Annotated in this window: 25 protein-coding genes; 15 read left to right on the top strand and 10 right to left on the bottom strand. The window is 44.5% G+C overall.

Annotated elements, in window-relative coordinates:
* Positions 1 to 45: 45 nt before the first annotated feature.
* From LROSL1_RS11620 to LROSL1_RS11610, 3 genes are read left to right on the top strand one after another with little or no spacing between them, the layout of a single operon-like run.
* Positions 46 to 918: an IS3 family transposase gene (locus LROSL1_RS11620; RefSeq protein ID WP_017260421.1), complete on the top strand. Its 873-nt coding sequence runs from the start codon at positions 46 to 48 to the stop codon at positions 916 to 918.
* A gap of 34 nt (positions 919 to 952) precedes the next feature.
* Positions 953 to 1567: a LytR/AlgR family response regulator transcription factor gene (locus LROSL1_RS11615; RefSeq protein ID WP_178914670.1), complete on the top strand. Its 615-nt coding sequence runs from the start codon at positions 953 to 955 to the stop codon at positions 1565 to 1567.
* Between the two features lie 8 nt (positions 1568 to 1575).
* Positions 1576 to 2247, top strand: coding sequence for an HD domain-containing protein (locus tag LROSL1_RS11610; RefSeq protein ID WP_017261557.1), 672 nt, complete (start codon positions 1576 to 1578; stop codon positions 2245 to 2247).
* Positions 2248 to 2339: 92 nt separating this feature from the next.
* Here LROSL1_RS11610 and LROSL1_RS11605 read toward each other — a convergent pair whose 3' ends face one another.
* The gene (locus tag LROSL1_RS11605) at positions 2340 to 3134 is read right to left on the bottom strand and encodes a hypothetical protein (RefSeq protein WP_178914669.1); all 795 of its coding nucleotides are present in this window, start codon (positions 3132 to 3134) and stop codon (positions 2340 to 2342) included.
* 10 nt (positions 3135 to 3144) lie between these two features.
* Positions 3145 to 3642, bottom strand: coding sequence for an aminoacyl-tRNA deacylase (locus tag LROSL1_RS11600; RefSeq protein ID WP_178914668.1), 498 nt, complete (start codon positions 3640 to 3642; stop codon positions 3145 to 3147).
* 120 nt (positions 3643 to 3762) lie between these two features.
* On the opposite strand from LROSL1_RS11600, the gene LROSL1_RS11595 reads away from it, so the two are divergent.
* The 5 genes from LROSL1_RS11595 to LROSL1_RS11575 all read left to right on the top strand — a co-directional run bounded on the left by LROSL1_RS11595 (position 3763) and on the right by LROSL1_RS11575 (position 9792).
* On the top strand, positions 3763 to 4491 hold the full coding sequence (locus LROSL1_RS11595) for a GntR family transcriptional regulator (protein WP_017261554.1): 729 nt from the start codon (positions 3763 to 3765) through the stop codon (positions 4489 to 4491).
* Positions 4492 to 4814: 323 nt separating this feature from the next.
* On the top strand, positions 4815 to 7199 hold the full coding sequence (locus LROSL1_RS11590; RefSeq protein ID WP_017261553.1) for a phosphoketolase family protein: 2385 nt from the start codon (positions 4815 to 4817) through the stop codon (positions 7197 to 7199).
* 676 nt (positions 7200 to 7875) lie between these two features.
* A complete protein-coding gene (locus tag LROSL1_RS11585) occupies positions 7876 to 8322 on the top strand; it encodes an 8-oxo-dGTP diphosphatase (RefSeq protein ID WP_017261552.1) in 447 nt (148 codons plus the stop codon).
* On the top strand, positions 8319 to 8798 hold the full coding sequence (locus LROSL1_RS11580) for an NUDIX hydrolase (RefSeq protein WP_178914667.1): 480 nt from the start codon (positions 8319 to 8321) through the stop codon (positions 8796 to 8798). Before LROSL1_RS11585 ends, LROSL1_RS11580 begins: the two co-directional genes overlap by 4 nt.
* A 106-nt stretch (positions 8799 to 8904) precedes the next feature.
* Positions 8905 to 9792, top strand: a complete 888-nt coding sequence (locus LROSL1_RS11575; RefSeq protein ID WP_178914666.1) for a DegV family protein — start codon at positions 8905 to 8907, stop codon at positions 9790 to 9792.
* Between the two features lie 371 nt (positions 9793 to 10163).
* Here LROSL1_RS11575 and LROSL1_RS11570 read toward each other — a convergent pair whose 3' ends face one another.
* From LROSL1_RS11570 to LROSL1_RS11560, 3 genes are all read right to left on the bottom strand, one after another.
* Complete coding sequence (locus LROSL1_RS11570; RefSeq protein WP_178914665.1) at positions 10164 to 11165, bottom strand: glycosyltransferase family 2 protein; 1002 nt, start codon at positions 11163 to 11165, stop codon at positions 10164 to 10166.
* 14 nt (positions 11166 to 11179) lie between these two features.
* Complete coding sequence (locus tag LROSL1_RS11565; protein ID WP_178914664.1) at positions 11180 to 13477, bottom strand: glycosyltransferase family 39 protein; 2298 nt, start codon at positions 13475 to 13477, stop codon at positions 11180 to 11182.
* Between the two features lie 580 nt (positions 13478 to 14057).
* Positions 14058 to 14510, bottom strand: coding sequence for a universal stress protein (locus tag LROSL1_RS11560; protein ID WP_017261546.1), 453 nt, complete (start codon positions 14508 to 14510; stop codon positions 14058 to 14060).
* A gap of 345 nt (positions 14511 to 14855) precedes the next feature.
* Between LROSL1_RS11560 and LROSL1_RS11555 the strand changes: the two genes are divergently transcribed.
* From LROSL1_RS11555 to LROSL1_RS11540, 4 genes are all read left to right on the top strand, one after another.
* Positions 14856 to 15866 carry a lipoate--protein ligase gene (locus LROSL1_RS11555; RefSeq protein ID WP_017261545.1) on the top strand — a complete coding sequence of 337 codons (1011 nt, stop codon included), beginning with the start codon at positions 14856 to 14858 and terminating at the stop codon, positions 15864 to 15866.
* A gap of 16 nt (positions 15867 to 15882) precedes the next feature.
* Entirely contained in the window at positions 15883 to 16317 is a 435-nt protein-coding gene (locus LROSL1_RS11550; protein ID WP_017261544.1) for a hypothetical protein, read from the top strand.
* A 2-nt stretch (positions 16318 to 16319) separates the two neighbouring features.
* Positions 16320 to 16799 carry a hypothetical protein gene (locus LROSL1_RS11545; protein WP_178914663.1) on the top strand — a complete coding sequence of 160 codons (480 nt, stop codon included), beginning with the start codon at positions 16320 to 16322 and terminating at the stop codon, positions 16797 to 16799.
* A gap of 95 nt (positions 16800 to 16894) precedes the next feature.
* Positions 16895 to 17542, top strand: coding sequence for a DNA alkylation repair protein (locus tag LROSL1_RS11540; RefSeq protein WP_178914662.1), 648 nt, complete (start codon positions 16895 to 16897; stop codon positions 17540 to 17542).
* Here the strand turns inward: LROSL1_RS11540 and LROSL1_RS11535 are convergent.
* The 3 genes from LROSL1_RS11535 to LROSL1_RS11525 all read right to left on the bottom strand — a co-directional run bounded on the left by LROSL1_RS11535 (position 17535) and on the right by LROSL1_RS11525 (position 19331).
* Positions 17535 to 18236, bottom strand: a complete 702-nt coding sequence (locus tag LROSL1_RS11535; protein ID WP_178914661.1) for a VTT domain-containing protein — start codon at positions 18234 to 18236, stop codon at positions 17535 to 17537. The two genes, LROSL1_RS11540 and LROSL1_RS11535, sit on opposite strands and share 8 nt — an antisense overlap.
* 452 nt (positions 18237 to 18688) lie before the next feature.
* A complete protein-coding gene (locus tag LROSL1_RS13290) occupies positions 18689 to 18814 on the bottom strand; it encodes a putative holin-like toxin (RefSeq protein WP_155827240.1) in 126 nt (41 codons plus the stop codon).
* Positions 18815 to 19223: 409 nt separating this feature from the next.
* Positions 19224 to 19331: a putative holin-like toxin gene (locus LROSL1_RS11525; RefSeq protein ID WP_161002178.1), complete on the bottom strand. Its 108-nt coding sequence runs from the start codon at positions 19329 to 19331 to the stop codon at positions 19224 to 19226.
* Positions 19332 to 20626: 1295 nt separating this feature from the next.
* Here LROSL1_RS11525 and gloA2 point away from each other — a divergent pair.
* Positions 20627 to 21007 carry an SMU1112c/YaeR family gloxylase I-like metalloprotein gene (gloA2, locus tag LROSL1_RS11520; protein ID WP_017261540.1) on the top strand — a complete coding sequence of 127 codons (381 nt, stop codon included), beginning with the start codon at positions 20627 to 20629 and terminating at the stop codon, positions 21005 to 21007.
* On the opposite strand, the gene LROSL1_RS11515 is transcribed toward gloA2, so the two are convergent.
* A complete protein-coding gene (locus LROSL1_RS11515; protein ID WP_178914660.1) occupies positions 20964 to 21443 on the bottom strand; it encodes a GNAT family N-acetyltransferase in 480 nt (159 codons plus the stop codon). The genes gloA2 and LROSL1_RS11515 overlap by 44 nt on opposite strands.
* A gap of 74 nt (positions 21444 to 21517) precedes the next feature.
* Here LROSL1_RS11515 and LROSL1_RS11510 point away from each other — a divergent pair, with 74 nt between their 5' ends.
* Positions 21518 to 21925, top strand: coding sequence for a MarR family winged helix-turn-helix transcriptional regulator (locus LROSL1_RS11510; RefSeq protein WP_178914659.1), 408 nt, complete (start codon positions 21518 to 21520; stop codon positions 21923 to 21925).
* A 126-nt stretch (positions 21926 to 22051) separates the two neighbouring features.
* On the opposite strand, the gene LROSL1_RS11505 is transcribed toward LROSL1_RS11510, so the two are convergent.
* Positions 22052 to 22915, bottom strand: a complete 864-nt coding sequence (locus LROSL1_RS11505) for a helix-turn-helix domain-containing protein (RefSeq protein WP_178914658.1) — start codon at positions 22913 to 22915, stop codon at positions 22052 to 22054.
* Positions 22916 to 23186: 271 nt separating this feature from the next.
* Between LROSL1_RS11505 and LROSL1_RS11500 the strand changes: the two genes are divergently transcribed.
* A complete protein-coding gene (locus LROSL1_RS11500) occupies positions 23187 to 23363 on the top strand; it encodes a hypothetical protein (RefSeq protein ID WP_178914657.1) in 177 nt (58 codons plus the stop codon).
* Positions 23364 to 23371: the final 8 nt, after the last annotated feature.

Genomic DNA, 23371 nt, shown 5'->3' with positions numbered 1-23371 from the left:
TTACACCCAGTAACCCGAATCGAACGTTATCAGGCGATTCAGGAATTGTCTGAACAAACTAATCCACGAACGCACAAACCTTATGTCATCGAACAGCTTTGTGCCCTTACAGGTATCAAGCGCGCCGCCTATTACAAATGGACACACCGAAAGCCTAATCAACGTGAGCTTGATAATGAAGTCATTTGGCAGTTCATTGAAGAACGTGAAGCTCGTGACTATGGCATCTATGGCTCACAACGAATGACACGGCTGATTAACCGTGAAACTGAGTTTCACGTTAATCGCAAGCGTGTGTATCGCTTGATGGATGCTCACGGCATGACCGCTTCAATTCGTAAAGCGAAGGTTGACCGTAAGTCCCAGAAAGCTGAAGTCATTACCGCAAACATCCTTGACCGTAAGTTTTCCGCTAACGAACCAAACCAACGATGGGTTACCGACTGCACTGAATTACAGTACGGCATAGATACCCTTAACAAAGTGAAACTAAGTGCCATTAAAGACCTCTATGACCATTCAATCATTGCCTATAATCTTAGTGACACAGAAACAGCGGCGGCTGTGACTATCACATTACACCGGGCCTTAGAAACTTGCCCAGACGCAGAACCACTGTTACATACTGACCGTGGTTCTGCGTATACAGCTCGAATCTATGACTTAGAATTACGTCAACATCACATCACACACAGTATGTCTCGTGGTGGTAAACCTATTGATAATGGCGCCATGGAAACCTTTTGGAGTCATATCAAAGATGAATGGTTTGATCTACGACCGGCCGGCACGTTCAAAGAACTTGTCGCCTTAGTCGACGCTGGGATCGACTGGTATAACAATGGTCGTCCGCAAGAAACACTAAACGGCCTGACTCCGAATGAATATCGGAATCAGACCGTTCGCAAAGCAAGTTAATTTATATTATTTCGACTGTTTACTTGACTGGGTCATGTCCACTGACCATCCGGGCCCAAACATTTATTTCTTGGACATTCAGCTTAATGCGGCGGTTGATGGTATTGAACTGGCTCGACGAATTCGCGAGGTGGACCCCTTAGGCTATATTGTCTATGTCTCTATTCGTGAGGATCGTGCGTTTGAAACAATCACGTCGATGACCATGCCTACAGGATTTCTTTCCAAGGAATTTATGTTTGATGCTGAGAAGTTTAAACCTCAGCTTCGCCAAATTTTAGTGACGATTCAGGATCATTTGAATCAGGTCCATCCGAACCAGCCGGCTTATTTAGAAATCAAGAACGGTGGTTTTTTAATTCGGTTGCGCCAAGATGATCTGTTATATATTGAAAAGGTGCGTCGGTTGAAAAAAGTTACGGTCGTCACGACAAATAACCGTTACGAGGTGAATGGCAGTATTCATGAATTAGCTAGTCATCTGACAGCAGACAATTTTTTTAATGGCTTTCAAAGTTATATTCTGAATACAGAACATATTCAGACCGTCAACTTTACGTTGGGGCATGTTACGATGAGTAACGGTGACGAGTTGAATTTTTCGCGTGGCACCATCAAAAAATTACGCGATTTTATTCGCGAAAAGTAGGCGACAGTATGGCAGAGGGACTGACCCCAGCAGAGCAAACACAATTGGATAAAATTGAGTCTTACGCACGTCAGCAACTTGGTAGCGATCGTTCGGGACATGATTTTTTCCATTTAGAACGGGTCGCAAAGTTAGCGGATCGAATTGAATTAATCGAACAAACAGGACAACGTTTTATTGTTTTAGCAGCGGCCTATTTGCACGATGTTATTGATGATAAGCTTGTTGAAGATCCTGAGGCCGCCCACGCGGCGTTGAAAGAACAACTTTCAAGCTGGGATGTGAATGAGGACAATGTAGCGGCTATTTTTGCAATTATTGATCACATGTCATTCAGCAAAAATCTTGGGCAACATCAGGCGCTGAGTCCGGCTGGTCAAATTGTTCAAGATGCCGATCGCATGGATGCCATTGGTGCGATTGGGATTGCTCGGACATTGACCTATGGTGGACATCATGACCGGGTACTGTATGATCCGGAGATTGAACCTCGTCACGATATGACCAAGGCAGAATACCGCAAAGCGGATGGCACCACGATTAACCACTTCTATGAAAAGTTGTTGCTTATTAAAGACCAGATGAATACGGTTACCGCAAGAAAAATGGCAGAACAACGCCAACGGGTGATGCTTGATTTTTTACGTGAATTCAAACAAGAGTGGAACGGCGAAGCCTAACCTTTTGAAGTGTAACTGACCAGAGACTAAAAACACGCTGATTTCCATTTTCTGGAAATCAGCGTGTTTTTAGTTTTGGTAGAAGAATCATTTTATTTATCTTTAGTTAACCAACGAGTTACTAAATTTACGACTGCTGAAAGCACAACAACCAGACTAAGTGCAAAGAAGACGGGCACCAGGTGGGCACGAGACCACTCTGTAAATGTGCTGGTTAAGACGCCTGCACTTAAGCCAATTAAGCCGAGGAGCACGATGTAGGACGAGACGCCTGCACCGGAATTTCGTAAGTCAGCACTGCTGAGATCAAACCCACCAACGCTAAGATTCGTTACTAATACTGCCCAGATTAGCCAACGTCCCGCGTTGACTAATAGATTACCATCGGCTGTTGCCGGTTGAAACAGATTGTTAAGACTGGGGTGCATTGCAAACATTACCCAGTTGTGGAACATCGTTGGCCATAGCCAAGCGGTGAGTCCGAAAATAACGGCACTGACGCCGATAATTGGTGCAAAGCCGATAAAAAAGTTTCCCATCGTTTGGTAACTGTTGCCACTGTTCCAGCGGTGATTGACATAGCCGAGGGTTAACGCTTCTGGATCAGTGGCTTGTCTGTCCGGATGGGCAAATTTAATCAGCCTCAAACCAGTAATTTTATGACCAAATAATAATGCCATGATTAAATGGCTAGACTCGTGAACGATGATACCAAGGAATCCTAGGTAGACTTGAGCGTTCATACCATAGTAAGTGGCGAGCTGTTGTTTGGTATTTCGATTGATCAGTGTTAGCACCCAACTAAACAAAAGCGGTAGTGCTAACCCGTAAAAGAAGATGGTCAGCAGACTGATTAAAATCTGCTGACCTAACGTGCTAAATGACATTAAGTTATTCCTATTCTTCCTCTAAATCGGTAAATGTACCGTGAACTAATTCTGCGACAGCCGTAGCATCGACCTGAACAGAACGGCCAATTTTTCCTGATGAAACGACGATTTCACCTTGCTCTTGTGCAACCGTGTCGAAGTAAATGGGATATTGGTATTTTTCCCAGATACCGATTGGCGTATTAGCGCCATGTTCATATCCAGTGGTGTTTAGCAAGTCTTTCAATGGCACCATGCCAACTTTTTTGTTACCAGAAGCTGCCGCCAACTTTTTATAACTCAGGTGGGTGTCAAGCGGAACAACACCGACCAGTGAACCAGTCACGTTGCCGGTTAGAACCAGTGTTTTATAGATATTGTGCTCATCATAATCTTCGTGATCAACATCCAGTTGAGCAACGTCTCCAGCTTGGTGGGTGGCAAACTCTATTTGTTTGTATGGAATCTTCGCCTTATCTAAGATTTTTTCGACGAGGGTTTTCTGAATTCTTTTTTTCTTAGCCATTAAATTGGACCTCCAAGAGATTAAAAATTGGTACGAACCTAAAACACAATTGGCCGGACCAATATTTTTCTGGTATACTCTCAATGAGTAGTATACAAGAGAAAGGAACCTTGCGTCGAGATGGCAGACTTAGTTTATAAAAATGTAATGCAAGACTTAAAACGTCGCATTAACGATAATCAGTTTCCAGATAAACGGCTGCCTGACGAGCGGAGTTTGAGTGAATCATACGAGGTGAGCCGTTCATCTGTTAAGCGAGCACTTAATGTACTGGCGCAACAGGGAATTATTTTTAAAAAGCGTGGGTCTGGTACGTTTGTGAACCCATTGTACATTAAAAATCAGGCTGTTTTCAGTTACGAAGGACGGAATCTTGGGGTTACGGATTCAATGAGAGTGGATGGCAAGAAGCCGAGCATTAAGTTACTCGACTTTCAAGTGATTCCGGCAACACCAGAATTACAGCAGGATCTATTCTTGAACGCCGATGATTTTGTGTATCAAATTAAACGTCTGCGATCACTTGATCAACAACCAGTGATGATTGAGACAGGGTTTATTCCAATTAAGATAATGCCAGAACTGTCAACAACGGTTGTATCAGGTTCGATTTTTAATTATTTGGAAGACAACAAACACGTCTCAGTCACCAAATCATTCATGACCGTTGAAGCCGAGCCTTCGGACGACAAGGATCAGGAATTGCTATCGCTGAAGCCAACTGAACCAGTCGGTGTGATGAGCGGGATTTTTTTCTTGGATGATGGGACCCCATTTGAAGTGTCAAACATGCGAATTCACTACAAGTATATGAAATACAACAACTTTGTGGATTTGGATGCAGACTAAATTAAATACGAGTTATTAGAAAACACTAAGAATATTAAGTTCTCAGTGTTTTTTAGGTTCAATTTAAGGCTTAATTTGTTAGCATTGGGGCGGATTAGCGAGGAACCGATCCCTATAATGCCGCTTTTTGATATGCAAATAAAGGCAAACTAACCAATAGAAACATTCGATCACGGTAATTGGGTCGTACCAATTTTCTAAAAGGTTGACTTTTATTTAAAAGCGTCTATTATAGTAACTGTAAATTGACCGGTAAAAAAGTCGGTGGATTTCACAGCAAATTTCGTGTTATTAAAAATTATCTCGAAGGAGTGTAAATATTCATGGCAGTTGATTACGACTCACAAGAATACTTAGACAAAGTTGACGCTTACTGGCGTGCGGCTAACTACCTTTCAGTTGGTCAGTTGTTCTTAAAGGACAACCCATTATTGAAGGGCGACTTGACGGCAGAAGACGTTAAAGTTAAGCCAATCGGTCACTGGGGCACAATCGTTCCACAAAACTTCATTTACGCACATTTAAACCGTGCCATCTTGAAGTATGACTTGAACATGTTCTATATCGAAGGTTCAGGTCACGGTGGTCAAGTTATGGTTTCAAACGCTTACCTTGACGGTTCATACACTGAACGTTACCCACGTATCACACGTGACGAACAAGGTATGCAACGCTTGTTCAAGCAATTCTCATTCCCAGGTGGGGTTGCTTCACATGCTGCTCCTGAAACACCAGGTTCTATCCACGAAGGTGGAGAACTTGGTTACTCTCTTTCACACGGTGTTGGTGCTATCTTAGATAACCCTGACGTTATTGCTGCTGTTGAAATTGGTGACGGGGAATCAGAAACTGGCCCATTGGCTGCTTCATGGTTCTCAAGCAAGTTCATCAACCCAATCCACGACGGTGCTGTATTACCAATTATTCAAGTTAACGGGTTTAAGATTTCTAACCCAACTATCCTTTCACGGATGAGCGATGCTGACTTGACTAAGTACTATCAAGGTATGGGCTGGAACCCTCGTTTCGTTGAAACTGATGGTTCAGACCACAAGAAGGCTCATCAAGACATGGCTAAGGCCATCGATGCATCTGTTGAAGAAATCAAGGCCATTCAAAAGAATGCCCGTGACAACAACGACGATTCATTACCTGTATGGCCATTGATCGTGCTTCGTGCACCTAAAGGTTGGACTGGTCCTAAGAAGGACTTGAACGGCGACCCAATTGAAAACTCATTCCGTGCTCACCAGGTTCCAATTCCGGTGGACGCAAACCACATGGAACACAAAGACATGTTGGTTGACTGGATGAAGTCATACAAGCCTGAAGAATTATTTAACGAAGACGGTACTCCTAAAGAAGTATTGTCAGAAGTTGAACCTAAGGGTGACAAACGTATGGCTATGAACCCTATCACTAACGGTGGGATTCACCCAGAACCATTGAAGATGGATGATGTTCGTAAGTTTGCCGTTCCTGAAAGTGACTTGAAGGATAACTCCAAGCAACGGATGGACATGGAAGTTATGTCACACTTTGCTGGTGACATCATGAAGGAAAACCCAACGAGCTTCCGGATCACTGGTCCTGATGAAACTCAATCAAACCGTTTGTGGGGTCTATGGGATGCTTCCAAGCGTCAATGGATGGAAGACATTCACGAACCAAACGACGAAAATGTCGCACATTCTGGTCAAGTTATTGACTCACAATTGTCAGAACACCAAGCTGAAGGTTGGCTTGAAGGTTACGTTCTGACTGGTCGTCACGGCTTCTTCGCTTCATACGAATCATTCACGCGTGTTATTGACTCAATGTTGACTCAACACTACAAGTGGTTACGTAAGGCGCAAGAACAAAACTGGCGTCATGACTACCCATCATTGAACATCATCAACACTTCCACTGTGTTCCAACAAGACCACAATGGTTACACTCACCAAGATCCTGGTATGATTGGTCATATGGCTGAAAAGGGTCACGAACTGGTTAACGAATACTTGCCAGCTGACGCTAACTCATTATTAGCTGTTATGAACAAGGCTTTGCAAAGTCGCGAAGTTATCAACTTGATTGTTGCTTCCAAGCACCCACGGACTCAGTGGTTCTCCATTGACGAAGCTACGGAACTTGTTAACAACGGTTTAGGTATCATTCCTTGGGCTTCTAACGATGATGGTGCAGAACCAGATGTTGTCTTTGCAGCAGCTGGTACTGAACCAACAATGGAAAGTTTAGCTGCAATTACCTTATTGCACGACAGCTTCCCTGACTTGAAGATTCGCTTCATCAACGTTGTTGACCTATTGAAGCTACGTAAGAAGGGTGACGACCAAGACAACCGTGGTTTGACTGACGAAGAATTCGACAGTTACTTCACGACTGACAAGCCTGTTATCTTTGCTTTCCATGGCTTCGAAAACACATTGCGTGGTTTGGTTTACGACCGTCATAACCACAACATCCACTTCCACGGTTACCGTGAAAATGGGGACATCACTACACCATTTGACATGCGTGTCTTGAACGAATTGGACCGTTTCCACTTGGCTAAGGATGCCATCAATGCAACTAGTTTTGCTGAAAAGGCCGGCGAATTCAGTCAACACATGGACGACATGGTTGCTAAACACAACCAGTACATCCGTGATGAAGGTACTGATTTACCAGAAGTTAATGCATGGCAATGGAAAGACATTAAGTAGTCTAAACATTGATATAACAGGGTTTGCGTACTCCACTCGGAGCAATGCAAACCCTGTTTTTTTTGTGTGAAACGAGCTTTACTAGCTTTACTTGAATTTGGGCTGGTAATCATTTGGGCTGGATTTGACAATTTCAGCGTCCAATTCGTCCAATTTTGAGATGGCATTTTGTTTAATTTCTGGGGTAACTGTCGCATAGATTCTGGTTGTAGATGGATCAGGGTGCCCCAATAAATGAATAGGGTTCACACAGTCCGTTTGGATTGCGTGAACCCTGTTTTTTTGTTTTCAATCGCAGAATGGTGGATGAATGACGTCTTCGATTGCCAAAACTGAACTCCAGCCGTGGGACCGGTTCGAACCCCTGAGATGCGAGTTTCTCACCTCGCCGTGAAGCCGAAGGGGCACGTCTTCACGACAGTCCTGTGCAGTAAATTCGACTCAAACCGTCTCATTAACAGCACCTTCACGGCTTCCTTTCAGTTTTAGCTCCCTTCCACTCCGCTACATTTCTGTTTTTGAATCTTAAAAAATCTGATGGAGCTTTAGTGTTTATAACCAAAGCAGAAGATAAAAAGAACGTTCATTCGCAAAATTTCATGATTGCAAAACCACTGTATTAGCAAGATAATATAGCCACGCTGTCAAAAACGCACAGACAAACGAGGAGGGTAACATGGCGAAGACCGAAGAAGTTGAATTGACTAACATGGTATTGGTGTCAGATAACGAAACCAACCAGATTTTGGTTGAGGATCGCAAAAATCCTGATTGGCCTGGTTACACATTTCCGGGTGGTCATGTGAAAGCCGGCGAAAGTTTTGTAGATTCTGCGATTCGAGAAGTAAAGGAAGAAACAGGCCTCGACATTCATAATCCCGTTTTTTGTGGGATTAAAGAATTTATGACTGAACATGGACGTTATGTTGTCGCCCTATTCAGAACGGATTCGTATTCAGGTGAGCTACGATCATCTGATGAAGGAAAGGTTTGCTGGATGCGCCGTGACGAAATGTTTCAGCATGAAATTGCGGATGGCATGGACAAACTGTTGAATGTTTTTGAAAAACGGAGTGTGTCTGAACTTACTTATTTAGAGAACCCGGACGGCGAATTTAAATGACCGAAGAAGCTGACGATCTGTTGTTTAGGCGTAGTAAACGAACGTTTAACGTGCGCGCGAGTGGACTGTTAGTCCGAGGGGACAAAGCGTTGTTTCATTGTAGTATTGATGACGATGGTCAGCCGTATTTTGCGTTAGTTGGCGGCAAAGTTAAGTTTGGTGAGTCCTCTGTTTCGGCGATTGAGCGCGAATATCGGGAAGAGCTGCATATCGATGTGAGGCCAAAACGTCTGTTATGGGTGATGGAGCATCAGTTTGGTACGTCAAAAGATGTCCGGCAACAGGTCAATTTCGTTCATTTACTCGACAGTCCACAATTAGGAAACTTGCCAAACGGACGTTTTACCATCGGTTGTCACACGTTTGAATGGATTAGCTTAAAGGATTTTCCGACCATGCCAATTTATCCAGCAATCGTTGGGCGGTCATCGACATTGCCTGCTGGCGTTCAATACGTGAACGATATTGACGACTAAAGTGATTGCTCGCTCGAAAAATGGTCACAAGTCAGGTATGATGAATGTACACAAATGGTTGCGAGAAATTTAGTGGCAATCAATAAAAATGAAGCGAGGCAGCGGGATGAAAACAGCTGTGATCACGGACAGCGCCAGTTACTTAGATCCTGAAGTAGCGAAGGCCGCTGGTATCCGAGTGGTGCCAATTACGGTGATTTTTGGCACCCAAACCTACTTAGAAAATGTTGATATTACCAGTGAACAGTTTTACAAACGAATGCGCGAAGAAAAGGCGATGCCATCTACTGCCCAAGTGACAATGATGCAAATGCAGGAGCAGTTTGATGAACTAATTAAAGAAGGTTATGACGAAGTGATTTGTATTCACTTGTCGAGTGGTATCACGACGTTCCTACAAAACCTTGAAGCCTATGCACCAACTGTCAAAGGTATCAAAGTCTATCCGTTTGATTCGCGAATGGCTAGTGAAGGTGAAGCTTGTTTGGCCTTACTGGCTGCTAAGATGGCTAAGGCTGGCAAGAATGCTGCTGAAATTTTGCCAGTGCTTGAACATTTACGTGAGACGACCCATGTGTACTTTGTGGTGGACGATTTAAGTCACTTGTTACGGACGGGTCGGATTACGAACAGTTCCGCTTTCGTGGGGAACTTATTGCGGATCAAACCGATTCTGACGTTTGAAGATGCTAAAATTGTGGCCTTAACGAAGGAACGAACGGCCAAACGTGCCTTCCAGAAAGTTAAGCGTGATTTTGAAGCGTCATTGGGCGATGAAGATTATCCGGTGCGTGTTGGCGTGATTGACGGGAACAACCCCGATGCCAGTGCCACTTGGATGAGTGATTTAACCAGTGAGAACCTGAAAACGGACGGTGGCAAAGATCCTCAGTTTGAGGTTGCTCATATTGGGCCTTCCATCGGTGTCCATACTGGCGAAAAAGTCATGGGCCTCGTCTGGGCCGAAGACTGGCAAACACTGGGAGAAGAATAACAGAGTGATGCCGAAGCCCGGGAGAAACCGAGCAATAACGGGTAAGACGAGACATTCGGTGGGCTTGCGAATGACTTGGCTTACGTGTTATGCACAGGGTTCTGGGCGACAGGTGCACGTTTTAGAGAGAGTGATGCCGAAGCCCGGGAGAAACCGAGCAATAACGGGTAAGACGAGACATTCGGTGGGTTTCCGAATGCATTGGCTTACGTGTTATGCACAGGATTCTGGGCGGCAGGTGCACGTTTTAGAGAGAGTGATGCCGAAGCCGCCCGCACTCCTCTCAATAAAGTAAAATTCAATCTCAAAAGGGTTCCAAACACCGTTAGCACTTGCTAATGATGTTTGGAACCCTTATTTGTATCATTTAGTTAGGATTGTTTTCTGATCTTTTGGACCTGACTAACTGGGATTGTCCGGGCCACACTGTGTTGATTGTTAGCACCGCTGGGAAAACCCATCGTTTCTGCCACAACGTACAAAGGACGTTCACGTGACTGATTGAACACGCGGCCGAGATATTGCCCCAGAATGCCGATACTGAGCAGCAGTAGGCCACCTATCAGCAGGTCGACCGCCAACAGGAGTGTCGTTCCGGTAAAACCTGTCCAGATAGCTGCAATTAAGGTGAGGACAGCAGCCGCACATAGAACTCCGCCTGTCCAATTTGCAAACTTCAAGGGTAGATTTGAAAACGATGTGATACCATCCATCGCTAAGCGAATCATCTTGCGAAGCGGGTATTTGGAGACACCTTCTGTGCGTGGTTGGCGTTCGTATTCCACCGCGGTTTGTTTGAAACCGACCCAACTGACCATGCCGCGAACGAAGGGTTCATCCTCATTCATGCGTTCGAGGACGTTGACCACTTTGCGATCCATCAAACGGAAGTCACCGGTGTCAACTGGAATGTCAACGTTTGTGATGCTGTGTAGAATGCGATAGAAGGCTTTAGCCGAGACTTTCTTGAACCAGGATTCACCATCGCGTTGTTGCCGTTTGCCATATACTACATCAGCCCCTTGATGCCAGGCTGACACCATGTCGGCAATAACAGCCGGTGGGTCCTGCAAGTCTGCATCCATGACCACGACGGCCTGACCAGTAGCGTAGCGAATACCTGCTGTAATCGCTAGCTGATGACCAAAGTTACGGGAGAAACGGACAAGCCGCATCTCTGGATGGAAGGCGATTGCCTTACGAATTTTATCCGTTGTTGTGTCATTTGAACCGTCATCAACAAAAATAATTTCGTAGCGTTCAGGTTGTTGGCTGACAAACCCTTGAACGGTTCGAATCGTCTTCATAATGAGCGCTTCTTCGTTGAAAACGGGCATCACAATAGAAATAAGTTGATTTGAAGTATTCGTCATGGTTGTCATCCTCCTTAGTTCAGTTTGTACAACGTACCGCCGTTGCCACCCATGCCACCAGTACTTGGCTGACCCTGTTTGGACGAACCAGTTTTGCTGGACGGTTTTTGCGACGGTTTGGCCATTTTCTTGGCCGTTCCAGACGTTTTCTTTGTGGCTGATGGTTTTTGAGCACTACCAGGTTTCTTTGTTCCTGATGGTTTCTTCATGCCAGATGGCATTTGACCACCAGGTTGGCCACCTTGAGTACTGCCCGTTGGCTTAGTCGTCTTTTTGCTGGCGCTGCTGATTGTTTTGCCTTCTGATGTGCTTGTGGCACCCATCATGGAACTAGCACTTGTACCGCCGTAAGTTTTGGCGCTTATCTTGGTACCGTGTTTCTTAACCCAGTTCACGATGCTACCACTAGTACTCTTGCCGGAGACGTAGAAGTATTTGACCTGACCGGCCTTGACTAGTTGTTTAAACTTGGCAAGCGAGATTGCATTATCGGTACCGTTGAAACCACCAATCGTCATCACTGACTTACCGGTTTTGATAATATAGGGCGCGGCTGTACCTGAATCCATTGTGGCAAACAGATATTTGGCGTTGCCATTGTGTTTTTCGAGATACTTAATCAGTTTGGTATTTGCGGATTCGTTACCCATACCACCGCTGTTACCACCACTCGTCAATAAGTCGGGGCCAGCTGTTGGAATGGCAGCCGATTCACCAGCAATAGTTGGTGTTAATGACCAGAATCCTGGCGCCAGTGACAGCAAGGCAATCGCAAACGTACTGGTAACGGCGACCTTACGCCAGCTCGTGAATACGAAAGCAATCAACGCTGCTGTAATGACAGATCCGCCAGCAATAAGCCAGCTTAACCACGGATAGTAACTGTAAACGTACCATGCTTGCAGTGCTGCTGTGGCGAGTAGTCCGAAGGCGAAGATGTATCGCTGCCAAGGCTGACGCCCTTCTCTGACGGATTTTACAAACGTGGCAATGCCGATTCCACCCAGAACGGCAAGTGGTGGTGCGAGCATAATCATGTAGTAGGGGTGGAAGAAACTAGCGATACTGAAGAATCCGGCAACTGGTACGAGCCAACCAGCCCAGTACCAGAGCTGTTGTTGATTACGCGTTGTTTGCCACCAGCGTTTCTTACGGTCGGCTTCATATAGGTAAGCGCCGACTAAGCCGGTAAGTGCTAGCGGGAAGAACCAACTGACCTGACCGCCAAGTGCTTGCTGGAACAAACGGAATGGGCCTGCGCTACCGATGTTGAAGGCACCGCCACCACCACCTGCGCCAGCACCGGTTCCTTGTTTGCCACCAGTCATGCCAGTTGGCGCGCCGCCTTTGGAACCACCAGGCATCTGACCACCAGACTTTTTACCCGTTGGCGCCACGCCTTTAGTGCCGGTCTTTGATCCTGAGGGTGGGGTGCCCGTTTTGCCCATAGTACCCGTTGGCGCCTGACCAGATTTGCCTTTACTGCTACTGCCTATGCCTGGGAAGCGACTACCGGTTCCGGTCGATTGACCGAGCAAACGTTGTGAACCGTTGTAACCAAAGGCTAAGTTTAAAACGGAGTTCGTTGATGAACTGCCAATGTAGGGTCGGCTACTCTTGTTGGTTGAGTCAACGGCGACTGGCCAGGCTAACGTGAAGACTGCTAAGGCAATCGTTGCCATCACCAGATGGACTATTTTTTTCTTCCAGCCAACCGTACTGGCAATCCAGTAGAAGAAATACATCGCGGGTAGTAGCATAAACGCCTGCAACATTTTGACGTTGAAGGCAACGCCAATAAGTGCAAATGAAAGGATTACGAGCCACGTTTTCCGTTTGGCAACGGCACGTTGTAGAAGGAAACCTGCGAGTAATAGGAAGAAGACTAACGTCGCATCCATGTTGTTGGTCCGCGAATCGGCCACGACAATTGGTGTGATCGTCATGAAAAGTGCTGCTAAATTACCTGCCAAACGCCCAAAGTAAGGTTTAACCATGGCGTAGATCAGACCGACCGAGCCAATTCCAAACAGGACGGACGGTAGCACGACACTCCAGCCGTGAACGCCGAATATTTTGGCACTGATTGCCATGAACCAGAGTGCAACCGGTGGTTTATCCACCGTAATAAAACTAGCCGGATCAAAGCTGGCATACCAAAAGGCCTTCCAGCTCTTTGTCATGCTGACGATTGCGGCCGTGTAAAAATCGTTGGCCTGGCCGGCCTCCCAGATATTCCAACCGTAGAGTCCGGCAGCGAGGACAAGAATGGCGACTAACCACCAGTTCCATCGTTTAACAAACTTGCGCATAAGGTCACTTCCTATCGTTTAGTTTCAAACAAGAACGTGTGATTAATAATTGCTTGAACATTGTTGATTACGATAGACCTGCTTGCATAAAGGGGACTTAAGCGAAACTAAAAGGGAGCTTAAAACGGGTATACCAATGCTTTATTGCTAGGAGCCGCATTGTTGCGCCAACGAGGGACGCCGTTTCGTGGGACCGGTCTCAGCCTCCTTAAAACCGGCGTCTTCAACCTCGATTTTGAGCCACAAAACGTCTCAAAAGTAGTCCTGCAATACTAAGTGGATAAAAACCATCCACAAAGTATTGCTCTCACGAAACTCTGTCCCTCACTGGCTCCACAACGCTACTGTAGCAGTTTTCTCTTTTTTCAGTCTCTTTAGTTTTAGTTGCCTTTTTCAGTAGAAACAATTTCAAAAATAGGGTAATACAGACTTCTACCCATATTCTTGTGCAGAAGGGCTTATTGTTCAAAAATTGTCAAAAGACTATGTATTACGATTAATTTATCGAAAATACAAAAAGAGCAGATTAGTTCTCACTTGAGAACACCTGCTCTTTTTATAAAATCATAATTTAATTATCTTACTTCTGGTTAACCTTAACAATCAGTACATCAACATCTGCGTTGCGGCTGACATAGTTGGTAACAGAACCAACCATCAACCGTTCAACAGCGTTCAAGCCGGTCGTGCCCATGACGATCAATTCGCTACCATGGTCGTGAGGGAATTCACGCGAAATAACAGGTTTTGGATTACCAAAACGAACATGGATGTCGACATCTTTAACACCAGCTTTTTCAGCCTGTTGTTTCAAAGATTCCAAACGGTTTTGAACGTCTTCAACCAACCGGTAGATGACATCGCCACTTACAGCGCCACCATAACTGTCCGAGAATTGGTTAACCTCCAAAACGTTCAGGATGTCTAGGTGCGTATCGTTGCGTTTGGCAACCTCAATTGCCTTTTCCAGAACTGGTTCAGTGGCTTTCGAACCATCAACTGGGGCAAGAATATTTTTGTATTGCTGTAACATCGCTGTGTGCCACCTTTCTATCAATCAGGAACTCTACTGCTTTTGCCTTATCTTTATTATACCTTTTATCAGTCATAATGTAAGCGATTTACTAATTTATGGGCACTAAATGTAAACTTATTTGGTTGCCAATAATTAATGACCTGGTCAAATGAAAGGTAATATTCAACATTCAGAAAGTTTGTGAAATCACAAAACGAAACACTGTCAAATTAACGATTGTGTCCGCTTTCAGAAAGTGCTAACATCATTGGTGAAAGCGTGATTCATCTATTTATAAGTTGATACAAACCGCTGTACTGGGTGAATCACCAATAAAAAAGATGCTTAGGGGGATTTAACGTTATGTACTATGTTTCGATGAAATCGCACAACATTGGCGAGAACTTAGCCACCGAGCAATATTTGATGAACAACAAGAAGTTTGATGAACCGTTATTACTATTCTACTATGAGGAACCATGTATCATCGTTGGTCGTAATCAAAACACTCAGGAAGAAATTAACCAGAAGTACGTTCAAGAGCACAACATTCGGGTAACCCGTCGGCTGTCTGGTGGCGGTGCCGTTTATCAGGATTTAGGTAATTTATGTTTCAGCTTCGTGGTGGACTCAAACAGTGAAGAATTTGGTGATTTCAAATCTTTCACAAAGCCAATCGTAGATGCCTTACACAAAATGGGTGCGACAACCGCTGAAGTTTCTGGTCGTAACGACATTCTCGTTGATGGCAAGAAGTTTTCTGGGAACGCGATGTACACCCGTAATGGGAAGACATTCTCACATGGTACGTTGATGCTTAACGTGGATCTTGATGTTGTGACGCATGCACTTAATGTGCCAGAAGATAAGATTGCTTCAAAGGGGATCAAGTCCGTTCGTTCACGGGTTACCAATTTACGTCCATACTTGGACAAAGAGTATCAAGATATTGATGTCCCAACGTTCCGTGATATTTTATTGAAAGAATTGTTTAACGTTGACGACCTCGCTGACATCAAGGACCGTGAAGTCAAGGTTACTGATGATGATCAGAAAGAAATCGACAAGTTGTACGAACAATATTACAATAATTGGGACTGGGTTTACGGTAAGTCACCAGAATTTACGGTAAAGAAGCGTCAGCACTTTGATTACGGGACGATTGATGCACGTTTGAACGTTGATGATGGTAAGATCAACAACATCAAGTTCTACGGGGATTTCTTCGGACCAGAAGATGTTTCTGCACTGGCTGACAAACTGACGGGCGTGAAGTATGACCGTGACGATTTAGCATCTGCTTTGGCAGACGTGGACCTGGCAAAATACTTCGTCGGCATTTCGAAAGAACAATTGGTCGATTTGTTGGCATAGAAAGGTTTTTGTCTAGATGAGAGATGTACGTGTCGTCAGCTTGACGATTGCTTCCTGGATTTTCTACACGATTGTGAATGCGGGGGTCTACTTTGGCTTTGGCAAGAGTGCGAGCCAGCAGTGGCCACATTTTCTGGCAAACGAAGGCATCATGTTAGTCTTCGTCGCTATCCCTGTCATTATGTTTGCACTTAACTGGCGGTTTTCAGTATATCCGCAGTCTTTCGTTCTGATTATTTTGACAGCTGTGCTACTCTTAGCGGTGGTACAGACGTTTACGGGCCACGGGGTGGTTTTCATAAACGTGATGATCGATCTGTTTGCGGTAATTGGTTTAATTACCAACTTCGAAGCCTTTGTGGCGGGCGCACGATTCCGTCGCAACTACGAGGAAAACAACCGCATTTGGGTCGAGCGCAAAGCAAATAAACAAGCGAACGGGAGAAAATAACCATGGAAGAAAAAGTTGCCGATTTTTTACAGGCATTGCAAGATGAAACGTATGTGGCAACCTCATCCACAACCACGTTTGACAAACTGAATGATGATCCAGAAGGCGTCATGGCTGACAGCATTGCCTTTGCACAGAAACAACTCGCAACTGGTAAGTTAATTCAAACACGGGTTGATATCACCGGCTTCCACGATGTTGAAATGAATGTTCGTTTAGAAAGTTCATTGATCAATTTGCCGTTTGCCTATGCGAATGAGATTGATAAGATGCTTGATCCTGACGATGAACGTGAAGTAAATCTGTATATGATTTTCGATTCGCCAGCCATCAATGTGTCCAAGATGCGAATTGATATGGCCAGTTCTGTTCAGGCGTTTTTGGACGATCCAGATTCCGTGAGTGCCAAGATTACTGACTGGCTTCGTGAACAGGTTGAAAAACTAGAAACGGCTGATGCTGAAAAAGAAGCCGAGGATTAGTTTTCACAATTAAATAAAGGTTTCAATTGCGGCGAGTATTAGTGAAAAGTGGTCTTTCACCGATACCCGCCGTTTACATAAGGTGGGCTTGAAAAATGATAACAGCTTTTTTAAAGGGTGATCCCGAGACGGCTGAGGGGATGGCCGCATACATGAAGAACAAATTTTTGTTTGCTGGGGTTAAGTCACCAGAACGTAGGCAACAGGAACACAGCCTGCTTGTTGATAGTAAGCAGTTAACGTTATCGGCATTGAGACGGCAGTTTGCGACACTATACGCGCTGCCAGAGCGTGAGTATCAATATGCTGCCATTGATATGATGCAGCATAACGTCACTCGGCTGACACAGGATGAGTTAGCGTGGCTGAGTGACTATATTACGGTTAAACCTTGGTGGGATAGTGTCGACGCTATTCGTGGCGTAATTGGCCGCGTTGTCAAACGTCATCCAGACTGGTTAGCAGAAGTTGGTTCATGGTATAAAGAAAAGCCTGACTTCTGGCAACGCCGGGTGGGCATTACCTTGCAGTTAGGCTTTAAAACGTTAACGGATGAAGCGTATTTAAGTGAGATGATGCTGGCCGATTTAGCGACCGACGAATTTTTTATTCAAAAAGCGATTGGCTGGTCGTTACGTGATTACAGTAAAACTAATCCGGGTTGGGTACGTCAATTTATAGCTGACCATCAATCCAAGATGAGTTCATTGGCCGTCCGTGAAGGTAGTAAATATCTCAATTAAGGTCACGAATCGCATCGACCCATTCACGCACAAACCGAACGACTTCGTGAAGGATAATCGGCAGCAACGCAATACCAATGCAGATAAACGTAAAGTAGTTTTTGACAAACTGTGTTTTGCCAAAGAAAAATCCCGCTAGTGTGGCGATCAAGATCCAAGCCACGACGCCAATTGTGTTAAATAGATGAAATTGGCGTTGATCCATCTTGGTTTCACCGGCAATGAGTGGCATGAAAAGTCCGACGATAGGAACAAACCGTGCAATGATTAGGAAGCTACCACCGTACTTCTCAAAGTAGACCTCGGATTGAGACAGTCGCTTCATGGTCTTACTTGGCGACTTACCCTCATCGCGCTTTTGTTGAATATGTGCGTCGGCGCGCGCTTTCATGCGAATACCGGTGTGGTATTTGATGGTCGATCCGACCAGTGTCATCACCACAAAACCAATCAACAAGAGGTAGATGTTGAGTACCGAAGACCGGTTCGCAGAGATTGCTCCGGCGACAAACAGCAGCGACTGCGCTGGTAAGAATGAGAATAACAGGTAGGCACTTTCTAAAAAGAGGACAGTAAATAACACCACATAGCCCCAGTAATTAAATTGGTTGGTCCATGGCACTAAAAAGGATAGTGGATGGAAAATAAATTCAAGTACCCACGCCAGGCGGGTGGAAGTCAGGAAGTTTGTCATAGTAGTCTTACTATACTTGCAAACGACTAGAATGCCAAGCAAAGAGGGTACGTCGTGGGCAAACTTTGTTGGACATCTTGCTAAACGGAGGTGTTATAATGACAACGTAAAAAGGATGCCACTGGTGATGGCATCCTACCGATCCGCAAAAGCGGTGGCGCTAGATGATCAACGAGCAATCGTCAACTGTCCAAAGTTGAGACGACTGCTCGTTTTTTTACGTTAACAGCAGGCCTTAATGACTGCTATTAACTGAACGACCAAGTGAATGATTTATTGTCACATGAATCATCCACTTGTACTGACCCTTTTTAGGATGAACATGTTATAATGACAACGTAAAAAAGGATGCCACTAGTGATGGCATCCTACCGATCCGCAAAAGCGGTGGTGTGAACGATCAACGAGCAATCGTCAACTGTCCAAAGTTGAGACGACTGCTCGCTTTTACGTTAACAGCAATCCATAATGACTGCTATTAACTGAACGACCAGTGCAAGGAGGGCCACAACGAACATGGCAAACTCCAACACTAGCTGCAGTGCATCCTTTACGGACACGAGGTAACTCCTTTCCATCAGATTCTGCGGCAATACGGTAAAAAATTCTTACCCCATTAGCACCATCTTCTTTCAGACGTATAAATACGCCAGAGTCACCACCGTCTTCACTTCTCGGTAACAAAAATTATAGCAAACCAAGCGAGACGGTTCCCTCGATTTAGATGAGGTTTCCATGCCGCTTTCATGAGAAAGTCAGTAAGATGATAGCATCTATAAATGTTGTTATATCAGTCGATTGAACGATTTGTTTTTACATGAATCATCCAATTGTACTGACTCTTTTTAGGATGAACATGTTATAATGACAACGTAAAAAGGATGCCACTGGTGATGGCATCCTACCGATCCGCAAAAGCGGTGGTGTGAACGATAAACGAGCACTCGTCAACTTCCCAAAGTATACGACGACTGCTCGTTTTTTACGTTAACAGCAGGCCATAATGACCGCTATTAACTGAACGACCAGTGCAAGGAGGGCCACAACGAACATGGCAAACTCCAACACTAGCTGCAGTGCATCCTTTACGGACACGAGGTAACTCCTTTCCATCAGATTCTGCGGCAATACGGTAAAAAATTCTTACCCCATTAGCACCATCTTCTTTCGGACAAAAAGATCACCAAACGTGTCACTGACGCACAGAAAGCTGTGCATAACCCAAACAGACAGACGTAAAGGCAAAGTTCACCTTCACGTCTGTCTGTTTACGTTATTGCTCGCTTTCTCCCGCGCTTCGTGAGCACTCTCAAAACCGTCTTCACTTCTCGGTAACAAAAATTATAGCAAATCAGGCACGACGGTTCCCTCGATTTAGATGAGGTTTCCATGCCGCTTTCATGAGAAAGTCAGTAAGATGATAGCATCTATAAATGTTGTTATATCAGTCGATTGAACGATTTGTTTTTACATGAATCATCCAATTGTACTGACTCTTTTTAGGATGAACATGTTATAATGACAACGTAAAAAGGATGCCACTGGAGATGACATCCTACCGATCCGCAAAAGCGGTGGTGTGTTGCGTTAACGAGCACTCGTCAACTTCCCAAAGTATACGACGACTGCTCGTTTTTTACGTTAACAGCAGGCCATAATGACTGCTGGTATCAACACACCTACTCACTTTTTAGATGAGTGGAGTCGACCGGCGACAGAGTTCCGTGTCGACACACCTCAATGGGCGCGGTCTTAGCCCATCAAGGTGTGTGGGACGAGCTTCGAGACGTATTTTGGCTCGAAGTCGAGTTGAAGACTGCGATTTTCAGCAGGCTGAAACGGTTCTCACGGAACGGCGTTGCCGGTCGGCGTAACGGACATGCTGCTAGCTCAATGAGCCAGCCTCAATCCACACAGATATTAAATATGTACTTTCAGCCATAAAATTCTGACTTCTGCGTCCCTCACATTTGCATTCATCTCAATAAGATGTTAGTGTATTTACATGCGATGAGTCGAGATCAGCCAGACGGCAGTAATGTCGTTCCTCTGCGGAGGCTAGTGGCTATCGAAGCCGGGGGCACGTTTTTCCTTCGTATAAGGAGTGCTTGATCGTTCGTGTTGTGGAACACGGCGGCCCACCCACCGACTACTAATTGGGTGCCGGTACTCAGTTCTTCGTGATTGAAGAACCCCTCAAGTCTGGGAGGTATACCAGACACGCCAAACTAACTTCTATCATTTATGATAGAAGCTTTTTTTTGCCCATTTTTTGAGTGCTTGAGTTAAGCATTCAAAAAGGGAGAAGTTGGCGAGTATGCTACACTAATAGGTAAGGAGTGCGACCTGAGCACAAGTAATCGCTAAGCCGCACACAGAGGAGGGCACACATGGAATTAAGCACATTGCATCACATCGCAATCGTCGTTTCAAACTACACGAAGGCCAAGGATTTTTACATCACGAAGCTTGGTTTTCAGATGGTCAGTGAATATGACCGTCCAATTAAACATGATACCGTGATCATGCTTTGTGCTGGCAACGTTCAGTTGGAACTCTTTGTGCGTCCAAACAGTCCGGCACGGTTAACGTATCCAGAGGCGCTTGGTTTACGCCACATTGCCTTTATGGTGAAGGATGTGTCGCAAACGGTGATTGAGTTAGCTGAACTGGGTGTAAAGTCTGAACCGATTCGTCATGACGAGTTCACTGGGAAGGCAATGACGTTTATTCACGACCCTGATGGGCAGCCAATTGAGTTGCATGAGTAGTTGCCAATGGTTCGTGAACCATCTTGATGTGTGGTGTGTGGTTGAATAAGAACACATCGCCCACAGCGTGAAAATCAAATTTTGTATATAAACCCTGAACCTGTTCTTGGGCTTCAATTTCGACGGGGAGATCGCTGAAGTGATCATTCAATACTTGCATGATCTGTTCGAGTAGCAACCGTCCGTAACCTTGTCCACGAACTTCAGGAATCGACAGCACGCGGCCAAACGTCACGTGCTTTTCTTCTGTGAAAATTCGTGCGTATGCAACAAGACGACCATTTTCGTAATCCATTAAATGTAGTGCTGCCTTGTCATGTTCATCAACTTCTTGATAAATTCGGTTTTGATCGACCACAAAGGTCTGGATTCGTGCATAGAAGATGTCGTATAATTCATTTGGAGTGAGCTCGGAGAACCGTTTTAATTGCCACATAGTGTTACTTCTTTCGTTATTAATGGCATTTAGTATAGTTTTATTTTATTGCAAATGCAACAAGGAGTTTAAAAATGATTGATGAATTAAGACAAATTGGTACCTTTTCACGGCGTGCTACGGCGAGTGCCAATCACGAATTCGCATCTCAAGGGCTGAACAATAATCGTTTTCAATATCTACTGCGGATTTGTGAACGGCCGGGGCTCTTTTTTGATGCTTTGGCAGCTGATATGGCAGTGGACCGCACGACTAGTTTTCGAGCCGTTCAAAAGTTAATTGTGGAAGGTTACGTTGAGAAACGGCCGGACGCGGTTAACAAAAAAGTTCGGCGGTTATTTCCAACAGAGAAGGCCACAGCACTATATCCAACCATTCATCAATTTGAAGCAGGGGTAGCTGACCGGACAATTGGGTCGTTAACCCCCGGGGAGCAGCAACTATTAGCGGAGCTACTAACTAAAATTAATGCACAACTTTAGATTTCTAGAACCGAATATAGACTAAACGAACGGCGTTACGACTTTGCATTTCTGATATGCAAAATCGTAACGCCGTTTTATCTATCATTAAATTCGTTTACGCAAATCAAACTGTACTATAGGAAGCTACCAGTCACCAGTAACGTGATGTTCTCGCATTACTTTCTCCATAATAGTGAGGACAACTTGATCATCAAGAAAACAAGCAAATGACCAACCTTGAATTAGATGTTGGCGTGCTTCTTTGTTATCCCATCCCTTTACGACTGCGATGTTTTCTCCAAGAGTGAAACTAAGTGTTTCCATAAATAAAATTGTTCGATATTTCTTTGCCAATGTTAGACCACGGTTTGCATAAACATTGCTTTTATCAAACTGTTTTTGTTTCGACCAAAAGTTTGAGAGATTATCTAGTATAAATAATGTCCAGTAAAGATATTTCTCTGTATCTATTCCGTCGAGTAAAGATGCCACTTGATCAAAATAATAAGCCGCCTGCTTTGGCTGTTCTTTAGAAAGGTAGGCGGTGCCAAGCTGACAGACCGCTAGTAACGCATAAATATTCTGTTTTTTGTTTGTGACTTCATCTAGGACTCGATTAAAGTCAAAAATACTAGCGTCGAAATCGTGAGTTAACCACATCGTGGCGTTAATTTTCAAGAAACTATAGTGTAACTTATCTTCATCAGTAAAAAATGAGTCACGATCAACGCGATTCAGCAGGTCAATAGTTTCTTGATAATCAAAAACCTCTGCCCATTGATCGGCCTGCTTTAATATCTGTTCCGGTGTCTGCTCGTCTTCAATTATAATGTCGTCCATGGACAGATGTAATCGGTGAACGAGCTTTGTCATAATTTCACTGTTGGGAGCGACACTGTCATTTTCAAGTTTACTAATTGTTGCTTGAGTTGTAATTCCCTTTGCCAGCCCAGCTTGAGACAAATGCTGACGTTTACGTGCATCACGCATAATGCTGCCGTTAATCAAGCAGACTACCTCTCTTCTACAAAAACTAATTATCAAAAGAATACCATAATCTGGGCCACCTGATGAGGATTATGAGGATAAAAGGTGTTTCACTATTACAAATTGAAGTGGATAAACATTTTGAGTTTATTTTAGCAAAATAACGCAACGGAAGTCCGCTGTGCCTATTGTTTTCGTTTCCAAAAAGAATTATGGTTAATTTAATAATGTTACACTTAATTATTCTGATGGTAATTTATTTTTGTAAACTACAAACAAAGAGGTCATTCCAATGATTAAAGCTGAAAACAAACGACTCAATATCACCATTACGCCAACTGAATGGGCACAGATTGAAGAACTCAAAACGACGCACAAATTGTCGCTCACGAAGTTGGTTGCGCAACTCATTGACAATGCGGCAAGCTCAACCTCGGATACAGAACGTCACAGTGAAACAGCAAAATAAGCAGTTTT

Origin of the sequence: Furfurilactobacillus rossiae (assembly GCF_013394005.1) — a bacterium.
Classification (GTDB): Bacteria; Bacillota; Bacilli; order Lactobacillales; family Lactobacillaceae; genus Furfurilactobacillus; species Furfurilactobacillus rossiae.
This window is presented reverse-complemented; position numbering and strand designations above follow the sequence as displayed.